Here is a 22,229-nt window from a genome sequence, read left to right on the forward strand (position 1 = left end):
CCCCGAGGATCGTTGTCAAGGAGACTGGACTATCACGGAACGACGGTGATCGTGCCCTTCATGTTGCGCTCCTCGTCGTCGAGACCTTCCACGTACCAGTCGTAGCGGCCCGGGCGGATGGTCTGGAACTGAACGCTGATCGTGCCCTTGGCATCATATTCGAGCCAGGCCGGCGATCCGTCCATGTGGATTTCGAGATCGTTGATGACGAGCTGGTTGTTCCACACGTTCCGGAAGAAGTCCGGCGCGTGCCACTTGTACTCCACATTGCCGTCCGAAACGATGTTCCAGCGATAGGGCTGGCCGGCCCGCAGGACGAAATCGTTGGCGCTGACGGCGAACGGATCCTCGTCGGAGCCGATGGTGAGCGGCGTGATGATCTGCGTGGACAGGGAGATAGGAGGCAGGCCGATCTGGTCGCCGTTGAGGGCGCTGGCCGGCATCATCTCCGAGCCGGGCGCCATGTTCAGCTCGCTGGCCGGCGGAACCATGGCGCTTGAGCCCGTGTCGTCATCGTCGTCGTCGTCATCATCGTCTTCCGGCGCGCTCTCGGCACCGGAGGATGCATCCTCGTCAGCCGTCGCGGACGATGCCGCATCGCCCGTCTCGGACGCGCCGGTCTCGGCGGGCTGGTCCGACGCGGTCTGCGCCTGTGCGAGCGTGGCGGGTGCGAGAATGAGACTCGACGCCATCAGCATGAGCCAGAATTTGTTGTTCTGCATGAAAGTCCTCCCGTTTATGGATCCTCGTTCGTGGCGGCGCGCCGCATGCGCGACCGCCCCGTCTTTCGGTCGCGTCAATCGACGTCCGCGGTCGCCACGCCCCAAGGCTCCTGGCCGACCTGGACCGAGCGAACGACTTCGTCTTCGGAGACGTCGATGACCGAGATGTCGTTGGAAATGCCGTTGGTGGTGAAGAGATGCTCGGCGTCCGGCGAGAAGGCGAGCTGCCAGACCCGCTGCCCGACGAGCAGGTAGTCGAGCACCTCATAGGTGTTCGCGTCGATCACCGCCACGCGGTTGGCAGGTCCGAGCGCGACGTAGGCCTTGCTGTCGTCCGGCGTGATCCGCACGCCCACCGGCTGGATCGCCTCGGAGCGGATGCCGGGGATCTCGAAGGTGATCTTCGTCTTGATCTCCTTTGTTTCCGCATCGATCACCGAGACGGTGCCGCCGATTTCCGCCGAAACCCAGATCTCCGACCCGTCGGCCTTGTACTGCGCGAAGCGGGGCCGCGAATCGACGAGGACGTTCGCGGTGATCTGCTGCGAATCCTTGTCGATGAAGTGAGCCATGTTGGTGGTCTCGGAGGTGTTGACGATCGTCTGGCCGTCCGGGGAAATCCCCATGCCTTCCGGTTCGACGCCGACCGGAACCTCGTTCACGCGGGCGCCGGTCTCGAGATTGATGACGGTGACGAGATTGTCGTCCTCGTTGGCCGCGTAGAGGCGGGAGCCGTCCGGCGAGACGACGAGCAGTTCGGGGTCGGGACCCGACGGCAGGGTTCGAATGAACTCGTAGGTATCCGTGCTGAATTCCTTGATGATGTCGTCGTCCGACGTGCAGACGTAGAGGCTCTTGCCATCCGGGCTGACCGCAATGCCGCGCGGCCGCTGGCCCACGTCGAACGTATCGATCACCTCGAAATCCTCGGAGGACAGAACGGTGATATCGTTGCCCTTCTCGTTCGACACGAAGATCTTGTAGGCGAGGGCCGGCGTCGCAGAAACGAAGAGCGTTCCCACCAAGGCGCTGGAGATCAACAGGTTTTTCATTTTTCCTCCCACTAGGACGACGCCGATGTCGATGCCGGTCCATTGTCTCGATATTGCGAAAGATGCAAGCTGACCGCGTCGCGGGGCCGGAAGCCTCGAAGGGCGCCCCGGACGCTTCGTCGCGCGAGGTCACCGCGATCCTGGCCCGGTCGTCCGGTTCGGTGTCCTTGCGATCGGCGCCCGCATCGCACCGGCACGGCGGACCGGTCGGCGCCTTTCTCCGCGACGCTTCCGATCCTCCGACCCTCTTTCCCGTCGCGCACCAGGTTCCGGCGGCACCCCGCGACCCGCAGCACCCCCATGCCCGAAATCCGCGTCCGGATCGCCGCGCCGCATGGCGTGGCCCCGCCAAGCTGCGTTCCGCCAAACAGAACGCATTCGGTCTTCAAGATGTCGGGCGCCGCGTCGATGTTCCACGAAGATGGCATCGCGCCCCAACCTGGCAGCCTCGCCCAAACGCGCTCTCCGGAAACCGGATCGGAGCAGTATAAAGTGGCGCCACCACCATTTTCACCTTGGGAGTGGCAAATGGCAGCGGCAACCACAAGGAAGATGTCGTGTCGACCGCATGCAGGCAACGGGATTACTTCCCGTGTTGACGGCTGTGACGCGGTCCTCAGGATTCGGTCTTCTGCCCGGCCAGCATTCGACCGCCGCGGGTTTCGAGCGAGAAGCGGACGAGATCAGCGGTGCGGTCGAGGCCGAGCTTTTCCTTTAGCTTGGTCGCCGTGTTGGCGGCCGTCTTGTAGGCGATGCCGAGCCCGTCGGCGATGTCCGACAGGCTGTTGCCTTCGCCGAGCATCTGCAAAATCTGAAGCTCGCGCCGCGTGAGCTGTTCGAGCCCTGCATTCTTCGGCTGTTCCTCCATCAGCGCCGCGGTCTCGCGATCGGTATAGGGCTCGCCCTCCAGCGCCTTTTCGATGGCGATCAGCAGTTCGTCGGAGGGCGCGCTCTTGGCAACGTAGCCGAGCGCCCCTTCGCGGCGCGCCGATGCGGCATAGGCAATGTCGGAATACATCGAAAACACCACGATCCTGGCGTTCGGCGTGTCGGACTTCAGGCGGCGCAGGACTTCCAGGCCGCTGCCGTTCTTCAGATTGATGTCGAGAACGGTGATGTCGGGACGCAGCCTGCGAAATTCGGCAAGCGCCTCGGACGGGGTCTCCGCTTCGCCGAATTCGGTGACGCCCAGCGTATCGACGAGGCGCTTCACCCCGTCGCGCACCACCGTATGGTCGTCGACGATAAGTAGTTTCAAAGCTTTGCCTCCTGCGCATCCTCGAATGCGCCCGCCTGGTTCGCCGAGATGTTCGGGGAAAGAGGTAGGCGACCTTCGACGCGAACGCCAGCGGGAAGAAGGACCTCCGTGACCGTCAGGGCACCGCCGGCCGATTCCAGACGTTCAGCCATGCCGATGAGGCCGAAACCCTTGCGGTGCTTGCCCTCGGCAAAACCGCCGCCATCGTCGAGAACCGTGAAATGCAGCATGTCGCCGCGCACGGCGAGCCTGATCGAGATGCGCGACGGCAAGCCGTGCTTCAGCGCATTGTGGACGGCCTCGCGGATCGCGCGGAAGGCGGTCGTCTCGACGGGCGCGGAATAGGTCGCATCGTCCGCATCCATCCGGAAGGCGATGTCGGGATGGCGTTCGCCGAGCGTCGCGAGATGATCCTCGAGCGCGGCCTTGAGGCCAAGACCCGGCATCACCCCCGGGCGCAGCTCAGTGAGGATGCGGCGAACCGCCTTGCGCGCCTGGGCCGCGCTCTGCTTGATCGCGGCCGCCCGTTCCGTGGCGCCGGTCTCGTCGTTTGCGGGCAGCGTGCGCGCGATCGCCCCGGCCTCCACATCGATCGCGAAGAGCAGCGGTCCGACATCGTCGTGGAGGTCGCGGGCGAGCGCCGCCCGCTCCTCGTCCTGAAGCCGCTGCAGCTGCTCGGACAGGCGGCGATTGGCGATCGAGGCATCGTCGAGCCGGTCGGCCATCCGGTTGAGCCCGTGGGCAAGGTCGCGCATCTCCGGCGGGCCATCGGGCACGAGACGCACCGCCGCTTCGCCGGCGCCGATGCGCTCGAACGCGTTCTTCATGGGGCCGAGCGTGCGCATGGCGTGATCGACGACGATCCAGATCGCCGCAAAGGTCACGAGAACGAAGGTGAGAAGGATCGCGATGCCGTGGACGGCCTCGCTCCACGTCTCGGCGATCTCGTTGCGCGGATCGATCGACACCACCACCGCGACGGACGGCGCGGCGAGGGCGCTGAGCGGAATGATCCGCGTCGGCTGCGGCGGCGCAAGGAGGGTGACGAACCATTCGGGCAGGCCGCGATAGTTCGTCGATGGCTGGGACGAGGCACGGATCACGCCGAGCGTGTCGATGAGCATCATGCGCACGTCGCGGTCGCCATTGTGGGACCGAACGAAGCCCTGCAGCTTGCCCTGCACGTCCCGCGTCGCGGGCAGCTCGGCGATGAGCAGCGAGACGCGGTTGCTGGCGCTGATCTCGGCGGCCTCCATTTCGGCCGCGATCGATTCCCGCGCCTGGAAATAGCTGACCATCCCGCCGATCGTCAGGATGGCGAGAAAGGCGATGGCTAGGGTCAGGGCGAGGCGCGAATTCAGGGACACGGCTCATCTGTTGCCGGGTTATCGGCGCGGAGGCAAGCGTTTCGGCGCCCCCGCACGAAGGAGTGTCTTTGCGCGCGCGAAACAGCCGCGCGGATGGTCCGGGTTTCCGGTCCCGCGAGATCAGCGCTTGAGAACGAAGACCGCCTGCTGGCCGAACAGGTTCCAGAACGACCAGGGCATGGTCATCGCGATCTTCTGGCCCGTCGCGTTGATCGCCTGTGCGGTTTCGACCTTTGCCCCGATCTCCTCGGCGAGCGCCACGAAATCGCGGATCGTGCAGAAATGAATGTTCGGACTGTCGTACCAGGGCTGGGGCAGATTGGCCGTCACCGGCATGCGCCCGCGAAACATCAGCGAGGCGCGGACCGCGATATGGCCGAAGTTCGGAAACGACACGATCGCCCGCTTGCCGATGCGCAGGAGCTGGGTGAGAACCTCCTTCGGGTTTCGGGTCGCCTGAATCGTCTGGGACAGGATCACATAGTCGAAGGACTGGTCCATGTAATGGATCAGGTCGCGGTCCGCATCGCCCTGAATGACCGACAGGCCGCGCGCGACGCAATCGTTGACGCCGGCCTGGGACAGTTCGACGCCCCGCCCGTCCACCTGGCGCCGCACTTCCAGAAGCTGAAGCAGCGAGCCGTCGCCGCAGCCGACGTCCAGAACGCGGCTGCCCGGCTTCACGAGTTCGGCAATGATGTCGAGATCGAGGCGCGTGCTCAACGTCGCCGCGACGCTCTCGGCGACATGGTGCTCGTTTTCGGACATGCTCATGCAATCAGCCCCCGTGCACGGGCGGCGGACGAGAGGAACCCCTCCATCGCCCTGTAAAAATCCGGTTCGTCCAGAAGGAACGAATCATGGCCCTTGTCCGTCTCGACCTCCACGAACGAAACCGAGGCGGCCGCCGCGTTCAGAGCATGGACGATGTCCCGGCTTTCCGATGTCGGAAACAGCCAGTCGGACGAGAACGAGACGAGGCAGAACCGCGTCCTCGAACCCTTGAACGCGTTGGCGAGGAGGCCGTCATAATCCGCCGCGATGTCGAAATAGTCCATCGCACGGGTCATGTAGAGATAGGAGTTCGCGTCGAACCGCTCCACGAAGGTCGACCCCTGATGGCGCAGATAGCTCTCGATCTGGAACTCCGCATCGAACTTGAAGCCAAGCTTCTGCCCGTGCTGGAGGTTGCGTCCGAACTTGCGGTGGAGCGCCTGTTCGGAAAGATAGGTGACGTGGGCGGTCATACGGGCGACGGCGAGCCCCTTGTAGGGGCGAACGCCCTTTTCGTAATATCGCCCGCCGCGCCAGTCGGGATCGGCCATCACCGCCTGGCGCCCGACCTCGTGAAAGGCGATGTTCTGGGAGGAATGGCGCGCTCCTGTGGCGATCGGCACCGCCGCGAACACCATGTCGGGATAGCTGACGGTCCACTGCAGCACCTGCATGCCGCCCATCGACCCGCCGATGACGGCAAACAGCGTTTCGATGCCGAAGCTTTCGACGAGCATCTTCTGGGCGCGCACCATGTCGCGGATGGTCAGCACCGGAAGATCGATGCCGTAGGGCTGTCCGCTCTCCGGATCGATCGAGGCCGGACCCGTCGTCCCCATGCAGCCGCCCAGCACATTCGAGCAGATGACGAAGTAACGGCTGAGATCGACCGGCTTTCCCTCGCCGATCAGTCCGTTCCACCAGCCGGGCTTTCCCGTGATGGGCGAGGGGGACGCGCAATAATGGTCGCCCGTCAGGGCATGGCAGATCAGGATCGCGTTCGACTTGTCGGCATTGAGCGTTCCGTAGGTGTTGTAGGCGATCCGGAACGGGGCGAGATCGATGCCGGCATCGAGCGCGAGCGGCTTGTCATGTCCGAAATCGACGACATCGCTGGACGGATGATAGATTTCGCGGCTACCGGCCGCGCGGATCACGTTTGGGTCGGGTGCGGTTTCGCTCATGGGAGTATCGCGACTGTCTTTGTCAGGGCTCTCGGTTCGGGGCGGGGTTTCGCCTCGCCGGTCGCCTACGCACTATCCTATCGAAGCGCGCGGGGAAATGGCGGACTTCTGGCGGATGGAAGCGATCGAATGCCGGCGACCGGTCCGCGCGCATGCCGCGACCCGTTCGCGCCGCGATCCCGCAAGGCCGATCGTCCGACGGACAGTGTCGGCCCGAGCCACCCGGCCGGCACGGGGCTATCTTGGCCGCTCGCGCAAACGCCCGCGCGGGACTGCGGCATCGTCCGCTTTTGCTTTCCGTTCCAGTCCCTTCACTCGCCCGCAGGCCGTCCCCGTTGGCATGACCGGGCCGTCACGAGCACCCTTCGCGCCGCATGCGGGGGGTGCGTTTCGGCCAGTCTCGCAGCGACCGGCCGGATCGGTTCGAGACCTCGAAAATTGATGGTACGGGCTCGCCACAAGCCCGCATATGCGGGGTTTCGAGGGCTTTTTCAGCCGGTGCACAGTGCGTTGCGAAACGCAGTATTAAGGGAAGCGCGGGTACATCTTGGCAACGAAGCCTGCCAAGACCGAAGAAGCCCATTCCCCGATGAAAACCGTGCGCCCGGACGTTTCTGCGCTGATGTGCTTGAGTACTGCGGTATTCTCCGCGGTCAGCCTTTCTGTTCTCGTTGTCCTCGGCCAACCGTTGCTGGTCTACATGGAGGGCGGCGATCGGGCGTTGATCGTCCTGGCCGCAGCGCTCAGCGCGGCCTTCATGACGGCGACGGTCGCGATCGGAGCCTTCTGGATCCTGCCGAAGATGCGTCGCCAGTCGAAGGAGCAGGGGAAGTTGCAGACCCTCACCGGTGCGCTCGAACGCCGCTCGCAGGATCTGGAAACCGCGGCTTTGACGGACGCCCTGACAGGCATGCACAATCGCCGATTCTTCGACGAGGCGATGCGCTACTATCTCGACGAGTTCGAGAAGATCGGCCGGCCGCTGGGCTTCATGCTGCTCGATCTCGACCATTTCAAAGCGATCAACGACACCCACGGACACGATGTGGGCGACGAAGTCCTGAAGGCGGTGGCCAATTGTCTCTTCGAGGTCACGCGGCATCATGACATCGTGGCGCGCCTTGGCGGCGAGGAATTCGCGGTGGTGACGCCGAACATGGGCAGGACGGACTGCGAAGCCTTCGCCGATCGCATCCGCGAGGCGATCGGCAAGCTGGTCATCAGGACGGGCAATGTGCATCTGCGGGTCACGGTCTCGATCGGCGTCGCCGTGTCCCAGCGGAAGGACGACGTCGGCCAGTTCTACAAGCGAGCCGACGTGAACCTTTATCATGCCAAGCAGACCGGCCGGAACAGGGTCTGCGCGTAAGCTGCCGGGCGCCGGGCGGGGTCGGTCCGCGTGTATCGTCCGCGCGCGAACCGCACGCCTGCGCCCGCGTTCGAGCTTCGCAATTCCATGGGCTTTGGTCTATAGGACCGATGGCAGCGCGCGATCGGCGCGCGAGGTTTCGAAGAGATCAGGTTCGGCATGAGTGAGAACGCGGTGTCCGCAGAGCGCGCGACGACAAGACCCAGAACTCTTGCCGGCGCCGGCAGCGCTTCCTTCACCACCGAGGACCCCCTGGTCTCGCTGGACGGCATTCTGGACGTCGAGGCGGTCAGGCAGGAGTTTGACGCCCTGTGCGCGACGGCCCGCAGCGCCGACTGTTCCGACATCAGGCTGCAGCTTCTGGAGCGCTTGAAGAGCGTCGTTTCGCAAGGACGCGCCGCGATCCGCGAAATGCTGTTCGAGGACAATCTCGGCGCGCTGTGCGCGCGCCGCCTCGCGGCCCTTCAGGACGAACTCATCCGCATCATCTACGACGTCGCCGTGAAGCACGTCTTCAAGATCGCGCCGATGGACCCGGACAATCGCATCGCGATCCTCGCGGTGGGTGGTTATGGGCGCGGAACGCTGGCGCCGGGATCCGACATCGACCTTCTGTTCCTGCTGCCGGCCCGCACATCCTCGGTCGGTGAGCAGGTCGCGCAATATCTTCTCTATTTTCTGTGGGATCTCGGCTTCAAGGTCGGCCACGCATCGCGCAGCGTCGAGGACTGCATCGCGCTCGCCCGGGACGATTTCACGATCCGCACCTCGATCCTGGAGCGCTGGCTCGTGGCGGGATCGGCCGAGCTGGCGAGCGAGCTCGACGAGCGCTTCGCCCGGGACGTGGTGCAGGGCACGAGCCGCGAATTCATCGCGGCCAAGCTTGCCGAACGCGACACGCGGCACGCCAAGTCGGGCAATACGCGCTATCTCGTCGAGCCCAACGTGAAGGAAGGCAAAGGCGGCTTGCGCGACCTCAATACGTTGTTCTGGATCGCCAAATATCACTACCGGGTGGATACGTCGGAGGCCCTCGTGAAGGCCGGCGTGTTTTCGCGCCGCGAGCAGACCGTGTTCGCCAAGGCCGAGGACTTTCTGTGGGCGGTGCGCTGCCACATGCATTTCGAGACCGGCAAGGCCGAGGAGCGGCTTTCCTTCGATCTGCAGCCCCTGATCGCCGAGCGTCTCGGCTACAACATCCATCCGGGCCTGCAGGCCGTCGAGCGCTTCATGAAGCATTACTTCCTGATCGCCAAGGATGTCGGCGACCTGACGCGCATCTTCTGCGCCGCGCTGGAGGAAGAGGAAGCCAAGGACGCGCCCGGCCTCAGGGGATTCGTGCGATCCTTGCGCAACCGGGCGAAATCGATCGCCGGGACGCTCGACTTTCACATCGACAACAACCGGATCAACGCGGTCTCGCGCGACGTGTTCAAGATCGATCCGGTCAACATCATCCGCATCTTCCGTCTCGCGGCGATGCACGATCTCGAATATCATCCCGACGCGCTGAAGCTGATCCGCCGCTCGCTGCGCCTGATCAACGGCGATCTGCGGGCCAATTCGCAGGCCAACGCGCTGTTTCTCGACGTCCTGACCGATCGCAACAATCCCGAACTGCACCTGCGCCGGATGAACGAGGCCGGCGTTCTCGGACGCTTCGTGCCCGAATTCGGCAAGATCGTCGCGATGATGCAGTTCAACATGTACCATCACTACACGGTGGACGAGCATCTGCTGCGCTCGATCGCCGAATTGTCGAAGATCGAGCGCGGCGAGCTTGCGAACGAATTGCCGCTCGCCACCGAAATCGTCGGCACGCTGCGCGATCGCCGGCTGCTCTACGTCGCGCTGTTCCTCCACGATATCGCGAAGGGCCGGCCCGAGGATCACTCGGTCGCCGGCGCGCGGCTCGCAAGGCGGCTCTGTCCGCGCTTCGGTCTCGACGAGCGGGCGACCGAACTCGTCTCCTGGCTCGTCGAGGATCATCTGGTCATGTCGATGACGGCCCAGCAACGCGATCTCGCCGACCGCAAGACGATCGTCGATTTCGCCGAGAAGGTTCGCACTCTGGAGCGGCTGAAGCTTCTTGCCGTCGTCACGGTCTGCGATATCCGGGCGGTCGGGCCGGGCGTCTGGAACGGCTGGAAAGGCCAGTTGCTGCGCACGCTCTATCTCGAGACGGAACCGACCCTGTCGGGCGGATTCACGCAGACATCGCGCGAGGAGCGGCTGACCGCCGCGCGCCGGCGCCTCGAAGACCGTCTTCAGGACTGGAGCGAGGCGGAGCGCGGCAGCTATCTCGATCTGCATTATCCCAACTATTTCCTCACCGTCCCGATCGACGAACAGGTGGCGGACGCCGAGTTCATCCGCCGTTCCGGGACAAAGGATCCGCTCGCGACCGAGGTCAGGACCGATGCGTTCCGGCAGGTGACGCGCATCAAGGTGCTGGCGCCCGACCACCCGCGCCTCGTCTCGCAGCTCGCCGGCGCCTGCGCGGGATCCGATGCCAACATCGCCGATTCGCAGATCTTCACGCTGACCGACGGACGCGCGCTCGACATCATGACGATCTCGCGCTCGTTCGAGGCCGAGGACGACGAGATGCGCCGGGCGGGCCGGATCTGCGACAATATCCGCAAGCTCTTGAGCGGCGAAACCGTGATGTCGCGCCTGATCGCCGATCGGCGGGCCGTTCGCCACGCCGATCTCTTCGACGTCAAACCCAAGATCACGGTCGACAACGGCTTGTCGAACCGGGTGACGGTCATCGAGGTCGAGGGGCTCGATCGGACGGGGCTTCTGGCCGACATCACCGGAGCGATCTCCGACCTCAATCTCGACATCCGCTCGGCGCACGTTTCGACATACGGCGAAAAGATCATCGACGCCTTCTACGTGACCGATCTGCTCGGCATGAAGGTGACGTCGGATACGCGCATCGCCCGTATCGAGAAGCGGCTGCTCAACGTCCTTGAGAGCGCGGAGGGAGAGGTGTCCTCGGTGAAGACCGTGCCGGTCCAGAAGTCGTTCGGTTATCAAAGCATATGAGCCTCATCTCCAAGTTTGCGACCGTCGGCGGCGCGACCATGGTGTCGCGCGTCTTCGGCTTCGGGCGCGAAATGCTGATGGCGTCGGCGCTCGGCGTCGGACCGGTCGCCGACGCCTTCAATCTGGCGTTCCGCTTTCCCAACCTGTTTCGGCGGCTGTTTGCGGAAGGCGCGTTCAACGCCGCCTTCATTCCGCTGTTCTCGCGCTCGCTGGAAGAAGACGGATCGGAGGGCGCGCGCCGGTTCGCGTCCGAGATCTACTCGACCCTGTTCGCGATCCTGACCGTGTTCACGGTCGTGGCGTGGATCTTCATGCCGTTTCTGGTCCAGACCATCATCGCACCGGGCCTTGCCTATTGCGTCGATGAAGAAATCGGGGCGCAGGCGTTGTCGTGCGCGGCCCGGTTCGACATCACCGTCACCTTCTCGCGCATCATGTTTCCCTATCTCGCCTGCATGTCGCTGATGGCGATGGTGTCGGGCATTCTCAACGCGTTCCGGCTGTTTTTCGCGGCCGCGGCTGCGCCGACGGTCCTGAACTTCGTTCTCATCGGAGTGATCAGCTACGCGCTGATGATGGATTACGACAAGGCGACGACCGGGTTCCTCATGAGCTGGGGCGTGCTGGCCTCGGGGTTCCTGCAGCTTGCGATCGTCGTCATCGCGATGCGGCATGCCCGCTTCTCCGTATCGCTTCGCATGCCGCGCTGGACGAAGGGGCTGAAGCGGCTGCTGGTCCTTGCGGGACCGGCCGCGCTGATCGGCGGCATCACCCAGATCAACCTTTTCGTCGGCCAGGCGATCGCCTCGTTCAAGCCCGGCGCGGTCTCGATCCTGCAATATGCCGACCGGCCCTACCAGCTGCCGCTCGGCATGGTCGGGGTCGCGATCGGCGTCGTGCTCCTGCCCGAGCTCGCCCGCGCCCTCAAGGCCGGCCGGCTGAAGGAAGCCCAGCACACCCAGAACCGGAGCCTGGAGTTCGCGCTGTTCCTGACCGTGCCGGCGGCCATCGCCCTGTTCATCATACCCGAGCCGATCATCCGCGTCATCTACGAGCGCGGCGAGTTCGAGCCCACCGCGACGCCTCTCGTCGCCAGCGTCCTCGGTCTCTACGCGTTGGGCCTGCCGGCTTTCGTGATGATGAAAGTGTTTCAGCCGGGCTATTTCGCCCGGGAGAACACGCGAAGCCCGATGATCGCGACCATGATCTCGGCGGTCGCCAACATCGTCTTGTCCCTGGCGCTCTTTCAGGTCATGGCCGAGCAGGGCATCGCGCTCGCGACCACGATCGCGGGATGGCTGAACGCCGGCCTCCTGTTCTGGGGTCTCTATCGAAAGGGCCTCTGGGAGATCGACCGGCAACTGATGAAACGCTGCCTGCTCGTGCTGGTCTGCGCGGGAGTAATGGGGGTTTCCCTGGTCGCGATGATGTGGGAGCTCGGCGACTGGCTCGACCCGAACGATGCCGTGGCGACGCAGGTCTTGGCGATCCTGATCCTCGTGGGAGTTGCCATGCTGGTTTATTTCGCCCTCGCGTTCGCGACCGGCGCGGCCGATCGCAAACTCGTCATGGGCCTTGTCAGGCGTCGACGCCCGAAGCCTTAGAACGCACGATCCGGCGCGTGCGCCCGGGAGCCGGATGACCCGTCCGTCGCCCCCGGCCCGTCACTTACAAAAAACACCGCCTGCCGAGACGGCGGGCGGTGTTTTCGTTTCATCGGCAGTCCGCGGCGCGGTCGCCTCAGTTCGGCGTGACGAAACGCGATTCCTGACCGTCCGAGCGAACCTCCAGAGCGAACGGGACCGCCTGATCGTCGACCCCGCGAAAGATGAAGTAGCTCGAATAATTATCCCGCGTCGAAAGCAGGACGTCCTCCACCGACCGGTCGGGCAGGAGCGCCCTGGCGATCCGGTCCACCATGTCCGGAACCTGGGCAGGATCGATCGGACGATCGACGCTCACGATCCGGCCCTCCGGCTCGACGGCGATGGCGACGGGCGTTCCGGTCTCGGTCTGTCCGCGTAGCGCGAACAGCTGGCCGTCCTCGACCTCGCGCATCGAGACCGAGCTGAAGGTAACGCCGGGAAGGGCGAGCTTCGCGCTGGCGATGACGTTCGCCGGGACTGCGATCATGTCGGCCTCTTCTTCGTCTCCCGCAGCCTTCGTGCCGCCGGGGGTGACGCGAAGATCGGGCACGGCGTCCGCCTTCGGAGCGGCAACGGCCGTCTTGTCCGGTTCCGGCGTTGCATCGGGTGTGGTCGACGCGCCCGCATCGTCGTTCCGTGCCGAGGACGCCGTGTCCGACGGGGGCCGCACCGCCGCGCCGTTCGGCGCGTCCTGCCGCGCTGCGCGGGAGGCGGAGGCCTTCTGCTCGTCGAGGCTGCCGGGCCCCGTCTTCGATGGCGCGGGCGCAGAGCCGCTCGCCGGGGCGCCGGACGTCGCGGCGGCCATCTGTTCGGCAAGCGCGCCGGGCCCGGTTTCAAGCGGAGCGCCGGACGGGCGTGGTTCGGCGGCGCCGGTCGCAGCACCGGGCGTGCGAGGTCCTTCGGTTGCCGCGTCCGGCTTCTCCGGCGTGTTGGCGGCGTCCGACGTTCCGGTGGCCGGGGCGCCGGCACCGGCTGGCGCGTTCGCTCGATCGGAGACCGCGGCGGCGGCCGCCTTCTGGGCATCCATCGAACCCGGCCCGCTCTTGGTCGTGACCGACGGTGGCGGCGCCGAGACGACGGGAGGCTCGTCGGTGGTTCCGGTCGATCGATCGACGGTCGCCACGGCGGGAATATCGCCCGCCACCGGGTCCTGCGGCGCGGCATCGGACGGCGCGGTTGGTTCACCCGAACCCTGCGAATCGGCCGAGGCCGGTGCCGTTTCGCCGCGTGCCGGCGTGTCGCCCTGCGACGTGATGCCGGCCATGTTGCGGCCGATTTCGGTTTCCGGCGGCGTCGTGCCGCTGATCAGCGCGTCGACGGTGCGTGCCGCGCTCCGGGTCGCCTGCGCCTGCGGGGTCGGTGCGGAGACGAGCCCGGCGGCCTCTGCCGGCACAGCGACGAGTGCGCCGTTGCGGCAGGTGAGCGCGTAGCGGCCCGGTATGCCTTCCACCGAGATCAGGAGTTCGATTCCCGAGGCGTTCGGGACCATGTTGCACTGCCGGTCGGTCTCCTGGGCGCTGCCCGTCTGGGGAAGCAGCGCAAGCGCCGTGCCGGCTGCGATCATGGATGTCCAGGGTTTCATCGCCATGTCCTTGCCCAATGTCTTTTGCTGTTTTCCTTCAAGAAGATTGCACCGGGACCGGCTTCTGCAAGTCGAACCGGCGGTCTTTTCTTTTAGGCTGGCCTCGTTATGGTGCGGCAGCCCTGTTTCCCGCATTGATCGAGTTGACCCATGACCCAGCCCGTCCAGCCGCCTGCTTCGGCCTATTTCATCACGCCAGAACAGGAAGAGACGCAGTCGCGCACCCTGTCGATCATCGTCGACAACGAGCCGGGCGTCCTGGCACGGGTGATCGGTCTGTTCTCGGGACGCGGCTACAATATCGAGAGCCTGACCGTGTCGGAGACCGAGCACGAGAAGCATCTGTCACGGATCACGATCGTCACGCGCGGCTTCCCTCATGTCATCGCGCAGTTGAAGAGCCAGCTCGACCGGATCGTGCCGGTGCACCGCGTCATCGACCTCACCCTGAGCGGCGGCGGCGACGAGGCGAGCAAGCCGATCCAGCGCGAGCTCGCGATCATCAAGGTCGCGGGCAAGGGCGAGAAGCGTGTCGAGGCGCTGCGCCTTGCGGACATCTTCCGTGCGCAGGTCGTCGATTCGTCGATCGAGCATTTCGTGTTCGAGATCGTCGGCCGTCCGAGCAAGATCGATCGCTTCTGCGCGATCCTTGAACCGCTGGGGCTCGTCGAGATCTGCCGGACGGGCGTCGCCGCTCTGTCGCGGGGCCCGCGCGGCGACTGACGCCGCCGGAGACGAGCCTTGCGATCCGGCAAGGCCAGGCCTCATGGGACGGAACGTCGGCCTATCGGGGCAGGGCGCCGAACCGGATGCGGAGCCGTCGGTTCGCCTTGCCCTTCTTCTCGATCTTTCCGATGTGGATCTCGCCGACTTCGCCGGTCTCCGACACGTGCGTGCCGCCGCAGGGCTGCGCGTCGACCGATGACGCCTCGCCGATGCAGACCAGCCGGACCGTGCCGACGCCGCGCGGCGGCTTGACGTTGGCGGACTTCACCAGTCCGGGATTGGCGTCGAGTTCGGCCTCGGTGATATCGCGGACGAAGACCGGATGATTGGCCGTCACGAGGTCCATCAGCTGCGCGGAGATCGCGGCCTTGTCGGCCTCCGCCTCCGGCCAGTCGAAATCGATCCGGCTTTCCGCCTCGCCCACCGCCGCTCCCGTGATCGGGAAGGGGCAGACAACGGACAGGAGATGGCAGGCCGTGTGCATGCGCATCAGCCGGTAGCGTCGTTGCCAGTCGACGTGCAGCGTCAGCGTTTCGCAGGGCGAGGGCAGTTCAGCGTCCGGTTCGGCGATCATGACGACCTGCTGCTTGCCGGGCGAGAAGACCGTATCGACGATCCGCGTCTTGGTGCCGTCGCCGCGTTCGACGAAGCCGCTGTCTCCCGGCTGCCCGCCGCTCGCGGCATAGAAGTTCGTCCGGTCGAAGACGAGTCCGCTTGCCCCCGAAAGGCCGACGAGACGGGCTTCCATGGTCGAAAGATAGGCGTCGTGCTGATAGACCCGCTCGGTCTCTGCGAGCCCTTCGGCGTTCACGGTCTCACCCACCTGCGTCAGTCCACGGTCTCGAACGGAACGTCGAACTGCGGGGCCTTCGTGACGAAATCGGGTACCGGAAGACCCTTTTCCTTGAGGAAGGCCGGGTTGAACATCTTGGACTGGTAGCGGTTGCCGTAGTCGCACAGGATCGTCACGATCGTGTGCCCCGGTCCCATTTCCTTCGCGAGCCTGATCGCGCCGGCGATGTTGATGCCGGACGATCCGCCGAGGCAAAGCCCCTCCTCGGTCACGAGGTCGAAGACGATCTTCAAAGCTTCCGGGTCCCCGATCTGGTAGGCGAAGTCGGGCTCGAAGCCTTCGAGGTTCGCGGTCACCCGACCCTGGCCGATGCCTTCGGTGATCGAAGAGCCTTCCGACTTCATCTCGCCATGAGCGTAATAGTTGTAGAGCGCCGCGCCCATCGGGTCGGCGATCGCGATCTTGATGCGGCCCGAATGGCGCTTGAGGCCGAGCGCCGTGCCGGCCAGGGTGCCGCCGGTGCCGACCGCGCACACGAAGCCGTCGATCTCCCCGCCGGTGTCGTGCCAGATCTCCTCCGCCGTCGTCACCACATGGCCATCGCGGTTGGCGACATTGTCGAACTGGTTCGCCCAGATCGCGCCGGCTGAGTGGGATTTCGCAATGGTTTCAGCCAGTCGCCCCGAAAGCTTCACATAATTGTTCGGGTTCTTGTAGGGCACCGCCGGCACTTGGATCAGCTCGGCGCCCATCAACCGGAGAGCGTCCTTCTTCTCTTCGCTCTGGGTCTCCGGGATGACGATCACGGTCCTGTAGCCCAAGGCGTTGGCGACGAGCGAGAGGCCGATGCCGGTGTTTCCGGCCGTTCCCTCCACGATGATGCCGCCGGGCTCAAGCAGGCCTTTTTCCTCGGCGTCCCGGATGATGAACAGACCGGCCCGATCCTTCACCGATTGGCCCGGATTGAGAAATTCGGCCTTCCCGTAAATTTCGCACCCGGTTTCTTCCGATGCGCGATGAAGTCGGATGAGGGGCGTGTTGCCGATCGCATCGAGAACGGAATTGAAGCGTGACATGGGTCTCCGGGGCTTTCTGGATTGGCGGTCGGTGGATGAGGATGAACAAAGACTAGCGCATGGTGTTCCATGGGCGAGGCTCAAGCAAGTGACGACTGGCATAAGGTGCGGGACGCGATCGATCCATCGGATTGGGACGGGATCCGGTTCGCATCCAGGCACCCGGCCCCCTGTCAGGACTTTGAAGAATATGTGGAAATACGCATTTTGGGCGATGGGCGACAACTCGGATGATGGCTATTTTTACCTCAAAGTGCGGCAGACTTGCGCTTGTCTCGAAAAACCCACGCAGTTATAAGCCGGACGCTTGGCGTTGGAGGACCGTATGAGTGAAGCCCTTGAAGTCGTAACATCTTTGCCTGAGGATAGTTCGTTCATGGACGAGCGCCAGAGGGAGTATTTCAAGCAGAAGCTCAAGGCCTGGAAAGCCGATATTCTTCGCGAGTCGCGCGAGACGCTCGAGGCGCTCGCGAACGAGAGCCCGAACCAGGCTGATGCCGCCGATCGTGCATCCTCGGAGACCGATCGCTCGATCGAGCTGAGGGCGCGCGACAGGCAGCGCAAGCTGGTCGGCAAGATCGATGCGGCGCTGCAGAGGATCGAGGAAGGCACCTACGGCTATTGCGAGGAAACCGGCGAGCCGATCGCTCTCAAGCGTCTCGACGCCCGGCCGATCGCGACCCTGTCCCTCGAAGCCCAGGAACGCCATGAGCGCCGCGAGAAGATCTATCGCGACGACTGACCGCTGACGCTTCGGAAGCGCGGCGTCTCGAACGGTCCGCAACGGTCGGCCGTGCGCCTCGACGACCGCTCGCCTCGTCGGGAAGCCGAACAGGACCGCCTCCTGTCGTCATGCGCCTCGATAGGGGCGCTCGAGGCGGGACGTCTCATTTCGAATTCTCGACGGCATTCGACCTGCCCGCACGCCTTCGGGCGGCGCCGTCCGAACGAATGGCGCGCGAGTGCCCGTTTCGCCGACCGGTCATGACACAGGCTTCGCCCGTCCTCATCGCGATGCCTGTCTGATCTCGTCCCGGTCTGTCGGTCCTGTATCTGTCTGCCGCACCCCCGGCGTGCCGATCGCGCTTTCGATGACGAGATCGCCGCTTCCGCCGATCAGGAGGAGATGCTCGACATCGTCCCGCCGGATGAGGACAAGGCGGCGTCGATCCCCGATGCTCACCATTTCGACGACGGCAAGCCGCGGCGCCCGCGCCTTCGCGCCGATCATCAGCGAGGGCGAGCCGCTTGCCTTTCGGATGGTGAGAAGCGTGACGACCGCCAGTGCGCAGACGATCGTGGCGACGAAGAGAACCCATAGAATGGGCGCGAAGGTTTCCCCCACCATGGTCGCGAACCAGTTCGGCATCGGTGCAATTCTCCTTTCGAGGACGGGACGCGAGACGATCGGCCGGATGCGCGTGTTGCGCGAAAAGCTTGGTGCAAGCCTGACGGCGTTAACGCGCGACGGATGTGTCGATTTCCTCTATGGTCCCCGGCAGAATTGCAACATGGCCGTGGAATGCGAGCAGGAGCCGAAGCCGGATTCCGCCCGCCGCGCGGCTCTCCAGATCCAGAATGCCATGCCGCATGAACTGGACAGATACGGACGGAAACGATGGCCAACGCACTCGAAAAGCCGTTGATCGATCAAACGGAACGAGCGGGTAATGTGCGGCGTCTGCTTTTCTTCGGCGGCTGTCTGATCCTGGTTGCGGCAGGTCTTGCCCTTTTCGGAAACGACAATGGGCGCGTGGCGCTCCTGGTTCTGTTTTCCCTTCTCGCAGCCATTGGCATCGTCGCCCTGTTTGGTCTGGCGCTCGGTTTCCTCTCGCTCAGCGCCAAGACCGATGACGGGTCGGCGGCCCGCAGCTTTCTCGACGGCGCGCGCCAGGGCGCGGTCTTCGTCGATCGGAAGGGCGCCGTCGTCTATGCGAACCGATCCTATGGCCGGCTGATCGGCAAGGAAGAGGGGGCGAGCGTTCCGCCGCCCGTCCAGCTTCTCGCGCGCCATGCGGGCGCGGCGGAGGATGTCTACTGGCTGGCCAAGGCGGCGCGGGAGAAGAATGGCGGGCACCGTGAGTTTCGGCTCGATTCGCCCTTGTCCGGGGAGGACAGCCATGCGCGCTGGTACCGCGTGTCGGTTCGCCCCATCGAGGCGCGCACGGGCTCGCTGCAAGCTTGGCAGATCGCCGATATCACGGCGGACCGGCGCGAGGAGGAGGCCTCGTTCCGCACCCTTCAGGATGCGATCGACTATCTCGACAAGGCGCCCGTCGGCTTCTTCGCCTCGGACGCCGACCTCAATCTCACCTATCTTAATGCGACGCTCGCGACTTGGCTCGACACCGATCTCGGCGATTTCCAGCCCGGCCGGACGGCCCTGACCGAATTCCTTCCGAAAGCTGCCCGAACCGAGCTCGTCGCCCGGACGCGGCCGCTGGAGGAGGGCGCGATCCAGACCATCGAGCTCGACCTGACGACGGGCAAGGGGCGCATCCTGCCGGTCAAGATGATCGTCCAGAAGGCGCGCGAGCGCGATGGCAGCGCCGGGCTTCGCGCGATCATCCTCAGCGAAACCTCGCCCCAGCGCAGCCATGCGGAAGCTGCGGGCGCACGGCTCAATCGCTTCTTCAATGCGGCGCCGATGGCGATCGCGTCGCTCAACGACAAGTTCGAGAGCAGACGGTCCAATCCGGCCTTCGCGCGCCTGTTCGGCGAAAAGGCCTCGCGCGAGGCCGTCCCGTTCCTCACGCTCCTCAACGACGAGAGCGCCGAGAGAATGCGCGAGCGCCTTCAGGCCGCAAGCGAGGGCGAGGCCGAGATCGCGCCGGTGGACGTGACGATGCGGGGCGACAAGCCACGCTCGGCGCGCATCTATCTGAACGTCATTCCAGACCGCGATACCAGCGAAGACGAGACGATCATCCTCTACGCCGTCGACATCACCGACCAGCGCGCGCTGGAGGATCAGTTCGCCACGGCGCAGAAGATGCAGGCGGTCGGCAATCTGGCGGGCGGCATCGCCCACGACTTCAACAACGTCCTGACCGTGATCACCGCATCGGTCGACTTCCTGCTGATGAACCAGAAGCCCGGCGATCCGGCTTTCCAGGATCTTCTCCTGATCAAGCAGAGCGCGAACCGCGCCGCTTCGCTCGTGCGCCAGCTTCTCGCCTATTCGCGGCGCCAGACGATGCGTCCGAAGATGCTGAGCCTTACCGATGTCGTTGCCGATCTCGACCTTCTGCTGAAGCGGATCGCCGGCGACCGCACGAAGCTCGAGCGCCGCCACGCCCGCGACCTGTGGCCGGTAATGGCCGATATCGGCCAGTTCGAGCAGGTGATCACCAATCTGGTGGGCAATGCGCGCGATGCGATGCCGAACGGCGGCACGATCTCGATCGCGACGCGAAACGTCGATGCGGCCGAGGCGCCGACCTACGAACATCCGGAAATGCCGAAGATCGACTATGTCCTCGTCGAGGTCGCCGACACCGGAACGGGAATGCCCGCCGATGTCGCCGAACGGATCTTCGAGCCATTCTTCACGACCAAGGAGATCGGCAAGGGCACCGGCCTCGGCCTGTCCATGGTCTACGGCATCATCAAGCAGTCGAACGGCTTCATCTACGTCGATTCGACCGAAGGAAAGGGAACGGTGTTCCGGATCTTCCTGCCGCGCTACGTGCCCGATGTCGCCGTCACGATGCCGGACCAGACGAAGCCCACCGGAACGCCGGAAAAGATCGATCTGTCGGGCACCGCGACCATTCTTCTCGTGGAAGACGAGGACTATGTCCGCGCCGGAAGCGTTCGCGCCCTGAAGCTCAAGGGGTACGACGTCCACGAGGCCGATTCCGGCCTCGATGCGCTCGACGTTCTCGAAGCGCTGGACGGCAAGATCGACCTCGTGGTTTCCGACGTCGTCATGCCCGAGATGGACGGTCCGACGCTGCTTCGCGAAATGCGCAAGATCAGACCGGACATGAAATTCGTCTTCGTGTCGGGCTATGCCGAGGAAGCGTTCGCGAAGAACCTCCCGGTCGGTGAGAAGTTCGGGTTCCTGTCGAAGCCGTTCTCCCAGAAGGAACTGGCGATGACCGTCAAGCAGATGCTCGAAAGCAAGGACTGAAACCTGCGGCAGACCGACCGGCAGGGGCGAGGGCCGAGCTCGGCGGCAAAACCGCGGCGGCGAGGGGCTTCAGGATCGATTCCTGACCGGTTCGCCCCTCGCGTCCGGAACATGCGTGGCGGGCGGCCTGGCCCGCCCTGATCGAGTTGGCCGCCGCTCGTCGCCCCTCAGCCGCGGTCGGGCCGGTCGCGGTTCGACGAGCGTCAAGCAAGAGAACAAAATGGAAACAAAAACCTTGACCGGAACAAAGCATGTACATAGATAGGGTCTGTCGTCAGCGTTGCGCCCGTGGCGCCCAATGCATTAAGGAGCGGTTGTATGGCCCAGAATGCCCTCAGGCTCGTCGAGGAAAACTCCGTGGATAAGACCAAGGCGCTGGACGCCGCGCTCTCTCAGATCGAACGTGCCTTCGGCAAGGGTTCGATCATGAAACTCGGGCAGAACAATCAGAGCATCGAGATCGACACGGTGTCGACCGGCTCGCTGGGGCTCGATATCGCGCTTGGGATCGGCGGCTTGCCGAAGGGGCGCGTCGTCGAGATCTACGGCCCGGAAAGCTCGGGCAAGACCACGCTCGCACTTCACACGATCGCGGAAGCCCAGAAGAAGGGCGGTATCTGCGCATTCGTCGACGCGGAGCATGCGCTCGATCCGATCTATGCCCGCAAGCTGGGCGTCGACCTGGAAAACCTTTTGGTCTCGCAGCCGGATACCGGCGAGCAGGCGCTCGAGATCGTCGATACGCTGGTGCGTTCGGGCGCGATCGATGTTCTCGTCGTCGATTCGGTGGCGGCCTTGACGCCGCGTGCCGAAATCGAGGGCGAGATGGGCGATTCGCTGCCCGGCCTGCAGGCGCGCCTGATGAGCCAGGCATTGCGCAAGCTCACCGGTTCGATTTCGCGTTCGAAGTGCATGGTCATCTTCATCAACCAGATCCGGATGAAGATCGGCGTCATGTTCGGCTCGCCCGAGACGACGACCGGCGGCAACGCCCTCAAGTTCTATGCCTCCGTACGTCTCGACATCCGCCGCATCGGTTCGATCAAGGATCGCGACGAGGTGACGGGCAACCAGACCAAGGTGAAGGTCGTCAAGAACAAGCTCGCCCCGCCGTTCAAGCAGGTCGAGTTCGACATCATGTATGGCGAGGGCGTCTCGAAGATGGGCGAACTCGTCGATCTCGGCGTCAAGGCCGGCATCGTCGAGAAGTCGGGCGCATGGTTTTCCTACAACAGCCAGCGACTGGGCCAGGGCCGCGAGAACGCCAAGCAGTACCTGCGCGACAATCCGGCCGCGGCCGAGGAAATCGAGCTGGCCATTCGCCAGAACGCCGGAATTCTGGCCGAGAAGCTTCTGGAAGACGACACGCCGGGCGAGGGCGACGACGCGTGAGCCTGATGTTTCGCATGCCGTGCTCCGCGTCTTCGATTTACAGCGGCGAGCGGTGTTTGTAGAACGGCGTCGAAACGGGCGGGCCGGCATGCAGTGTGC

18 protein-coding genes are annotated in these 22,229 nt (G+C 64.6%); 8 read left to right on the forward strand and 10 right to left on the reverse strand.

The genetic code is table 11. From position 1 onward, the window contains the following. Positions 1 to 32: 32 nt before the first annotated feature. The 6 genes from U0C82_RS11050 to metX form a co-directional block, all read right to left on the reverse strand. Positions 33 to 722, reverse strand: a complete 690-nt coding sequence (locus U0C82_RS11050) for a cupredoxin domain-containing protein (RefSeq protein ID WP_322187163.1) — start codon at positions 720 to 722, stop codon at positions 33 to 35. A gap of 74 nt (positions 723 to 796) precedes the next feature. Beyond that, on the reverse strand, positions 797 to 1,774 hold the full coding sequence (locus U0C82_RS11055; protein WP_322187164.1) for a PQQ-dependent catabolism-associated beta-propeller protein: 978 nt from the start codon (positions 1,772 to 1,774) through the stop codon (positions 797 to 799). Positions 1,775 to 2,390: 616 nt separating this feature from the next. Then, positions 2,391 to 3,032 (reverse strand): response regulator transcription factor, encoded by a 642-nt coding sequence (locus U0C82_RS11060; RefSeq protein WP_322187165.1) that lies wholly within the window; start codon positions 3,030 to 3,032, stop codon positions 2,391 to 2,393. Continuing rightward, entirely contained in the window at positions 3,029 to 4,399 is a 1,371-nt protein-coding gene (locus U0C82_RS11065) for a sensor histidine kinase (RefSeq protein ID WP_322187166.1), read from the reverse strand. The genes U0C82_RS11060 and U0C82_RS11065 overlap by 4 nt, the downstream gene beginning before the upstream one ends. 120 nt (positions 4,400 to 4,519) lie before the next feature. Then, on the reverse strand, positions 4,520 to 5,173 hold the full coding sequence (metW, locus tag U0C82_RS11070; protein WP_322187167.1) for a methionine biosynthesis protein MetW: 654 nt from the start codon (positions 5,171 to 5,173) through the stop codon (positions 4,520 to 4,522). After that, positions 5,170 to 6,357: a homoserine O-acetyltransferase MetX gene (gene metX, locus U0C82_RS11075; protein ID WP_322187168.1), complete on the reverse strand. Its 1,188-nt coding sequence runs from the start codon at positions 6,355 to 6,357 to the stop codon at positions 5,170 to 5,172. The genes metW and metX overlap by 4 nt, the downstream gene beginning before the upstream one ends. A 547-nt stretch (positions 6,358 to 6,904) precedes the next feature. On the opposite strand from metX, the gene U0C82_RS11080 reads away from it, so the two are divergent. The 3 genes from U0C82_RS11080 (at position 6,905) to murJ (ending at position 12,384) form a co-directional block, all read left to right on the forward strand. Further along, complete coding sequence (locus U0C82_RS11080) at positions 6,905 to 7,726, forward strand: GGDEF domain-containing protein (RefSeq protein WP_322187169.1); 822 nt, start codon at positions 6,905 to 6,907, stop codon at positions 7,724 to 7,726. A gap of 159 nt (positions 7,727 to 7,885) precedes the next feature. Next, complete coding sequence (locus U0C82_RS11085; RefSeq protein ID WP_322187170.1) at positions 7,886 to 10,780, forward strand: [protein-PII] uridylyltransferase; 2,895 nt, start codon at positions 7,886 to 7,888, stop codon at positions 10,778 to 10,780. Then, entirely contained in the window at positions 10,777 to 12,384 is a 1,608-nt protein-coding gene (gene murJ / locus U0C82_RS11090) for a murein biosynthesis integral membrane protein MurJ (protein WP_322187171.1), read from the forward strand. The genes U0C82_RS11085 and murJ overlap by 4 nt, the downstream gene beginning before the upstream one ends. Positions 12,385 to 12,520: 136 nt before the next feature. Here murJ and U0C82_RS11095 read toward each other — a convergent pair whose 3' ends face one another. Continuing rightward, positions 12,521 to 14,008: a hypothetical protein gene (locus tag U0C82_RS11095; protein ID WP_322187172.1), complete on the reverse strand. Its 1,488-nt coding sequence runs from the start codon at positions 14,006 to 14,008 to the stop codon at positions 12,521 to 12,523. 150 nt (positions 14,009 to 14,158) lie between these two features. Between U0C82_RS11095 and ilvN the strand changes: the two genes are divergently transcribed. Beyond that, positions 14,159 to 14,731 carry an acetolactate synthase small subunit gene (gene ilvN / locus U0C82_RS11100; protein ID WP_322187173.1) on the forward strand — a complete coding sequence of 191 codons (573 nt, stop codon included), beginning with the start codon at positions 14,159 to 14,161 and terminating at the stop codon, positions 14,729 to 14,731. A 61-nt stretch (positions 14,732 to 14,792) separates the two neighbouring features. On the opposite strand, the gene U0C82_RS11105 is transcribed toward ilvN, so the two are convergent. Continuing rightward, complete coding sequence (locus U0C82_RS11105) at positions 14,793 to 15,482, reverse strand: alanyl-tRNA editing protein (protein WP_322187431.1); 690 nt, start codon at positions 15,480 to 15,482, stop codon at positions 14,793 to 14,795. A gap of 80 nt (positions 15,483 to 15,562) precedes the next feature. Beyond that, positions 15,563 to 16,603 carry a cysteine synthase A gene (locus tag U0C82_RS11110; protein WP_322187174.1) on the reverse strand — a complete coding sequence of 347 codons (1,041 nt, stop codon included), beginning with the start codon at positions 16,601 to 16,603 and terminating at the stop codon, positions 15,563 to 15,565. Between the two features lie 325 nt (positions 16,604 to 16,928). Between U0C82_RS11110 and dksA the strand changes: the two genes are divergently transcribed. Then, the gene (dksA, locus tag U0C82_RS11115; protein ID WP_322187175.1) at positions 16,929 to 17,345 is read left to right on the forward strand and encodes an RNA polymerase-binding protein DksA; all 417 of its coding nucleotides are present in this window, start codon (positions 16,929 to 16,931) and stop codon (positions 17,343 to 17,345) included. Between the two features lie 264 nt (positions 17,346 to 17,609). Here dksA and U0C82_RS11120 read toward each other — a convergent pair whose 3' ends face one another. Then, positions 17,610 to 17,972 carry a flagellar biosynthetic protein FliO gene (locus U0C82_RS11120; RefSeq protein ID WP_322187176.1) on the reverse strand — a complete coding sequence of 121 codons (363 nt, stop codon included), beginning with the start codon at positions 17,970 to 17,972 and terminating at the stop codon, positions 17,610 to 17,612. Between U0C82_RS11120 and U0C82_RS11125 the strand changes: the two genes are divergently transcribed. From U0C82_RS11125 to recA, 3 genes are all read left to right on the forward strand, one after another. Then, positions 17,950 to 18,249: a hypothetical protein gene (locus U0C82_RS11125; RefSeq protein WP_322187177.1), complete on the forward strand. Its 300-nt coding sequence runs from the start codon at positions 17,950 to 17,952 to the stop codon at positions 18,247 to 18,249. The genes U0C82_RS11120 and U0C82_RS11125 overlap by 23 nt on opposite strands. 26 nt (positions 18,250 to 18,275) lie before the next feature. Beyond that, entirely contained in the window at positions 18,276 to 20,738 is a 2,463-nt protein-coding gene (cckA, locus tag U0C82_RS11130; protein WP_322187178.1) for a cell cycle histidine kinase CckA, read from the forward strand. Between the two features lie 318 nt (positions 20,739 to 21,056). Beyond that, positions 21,057 to 22,130 (forward strand): recombinase RecA, encoded by a 1,074-nt coding sequence (gene recA, locus U0C82_RS11135; RefSeq protein ID WP_322187179.1) that lies wholly within the window; start codon positions 21,057 to 21,059, stop codon positions 22,128 to 22,130. The last annotated feature ends 99 nt before the right edge of the window (positions 22,131 to 22,229 follow it).

It is taken from the genome of Fulvimarina uroteuthidis (assembly GCF_034321785.1).
GTDB lineage: Bacteria > Pseudomonadota > Alphaproteobacteria > Rhizobiales > Rhizobiaceae > Fulvimarina > Fulvimarina uroteuthidis.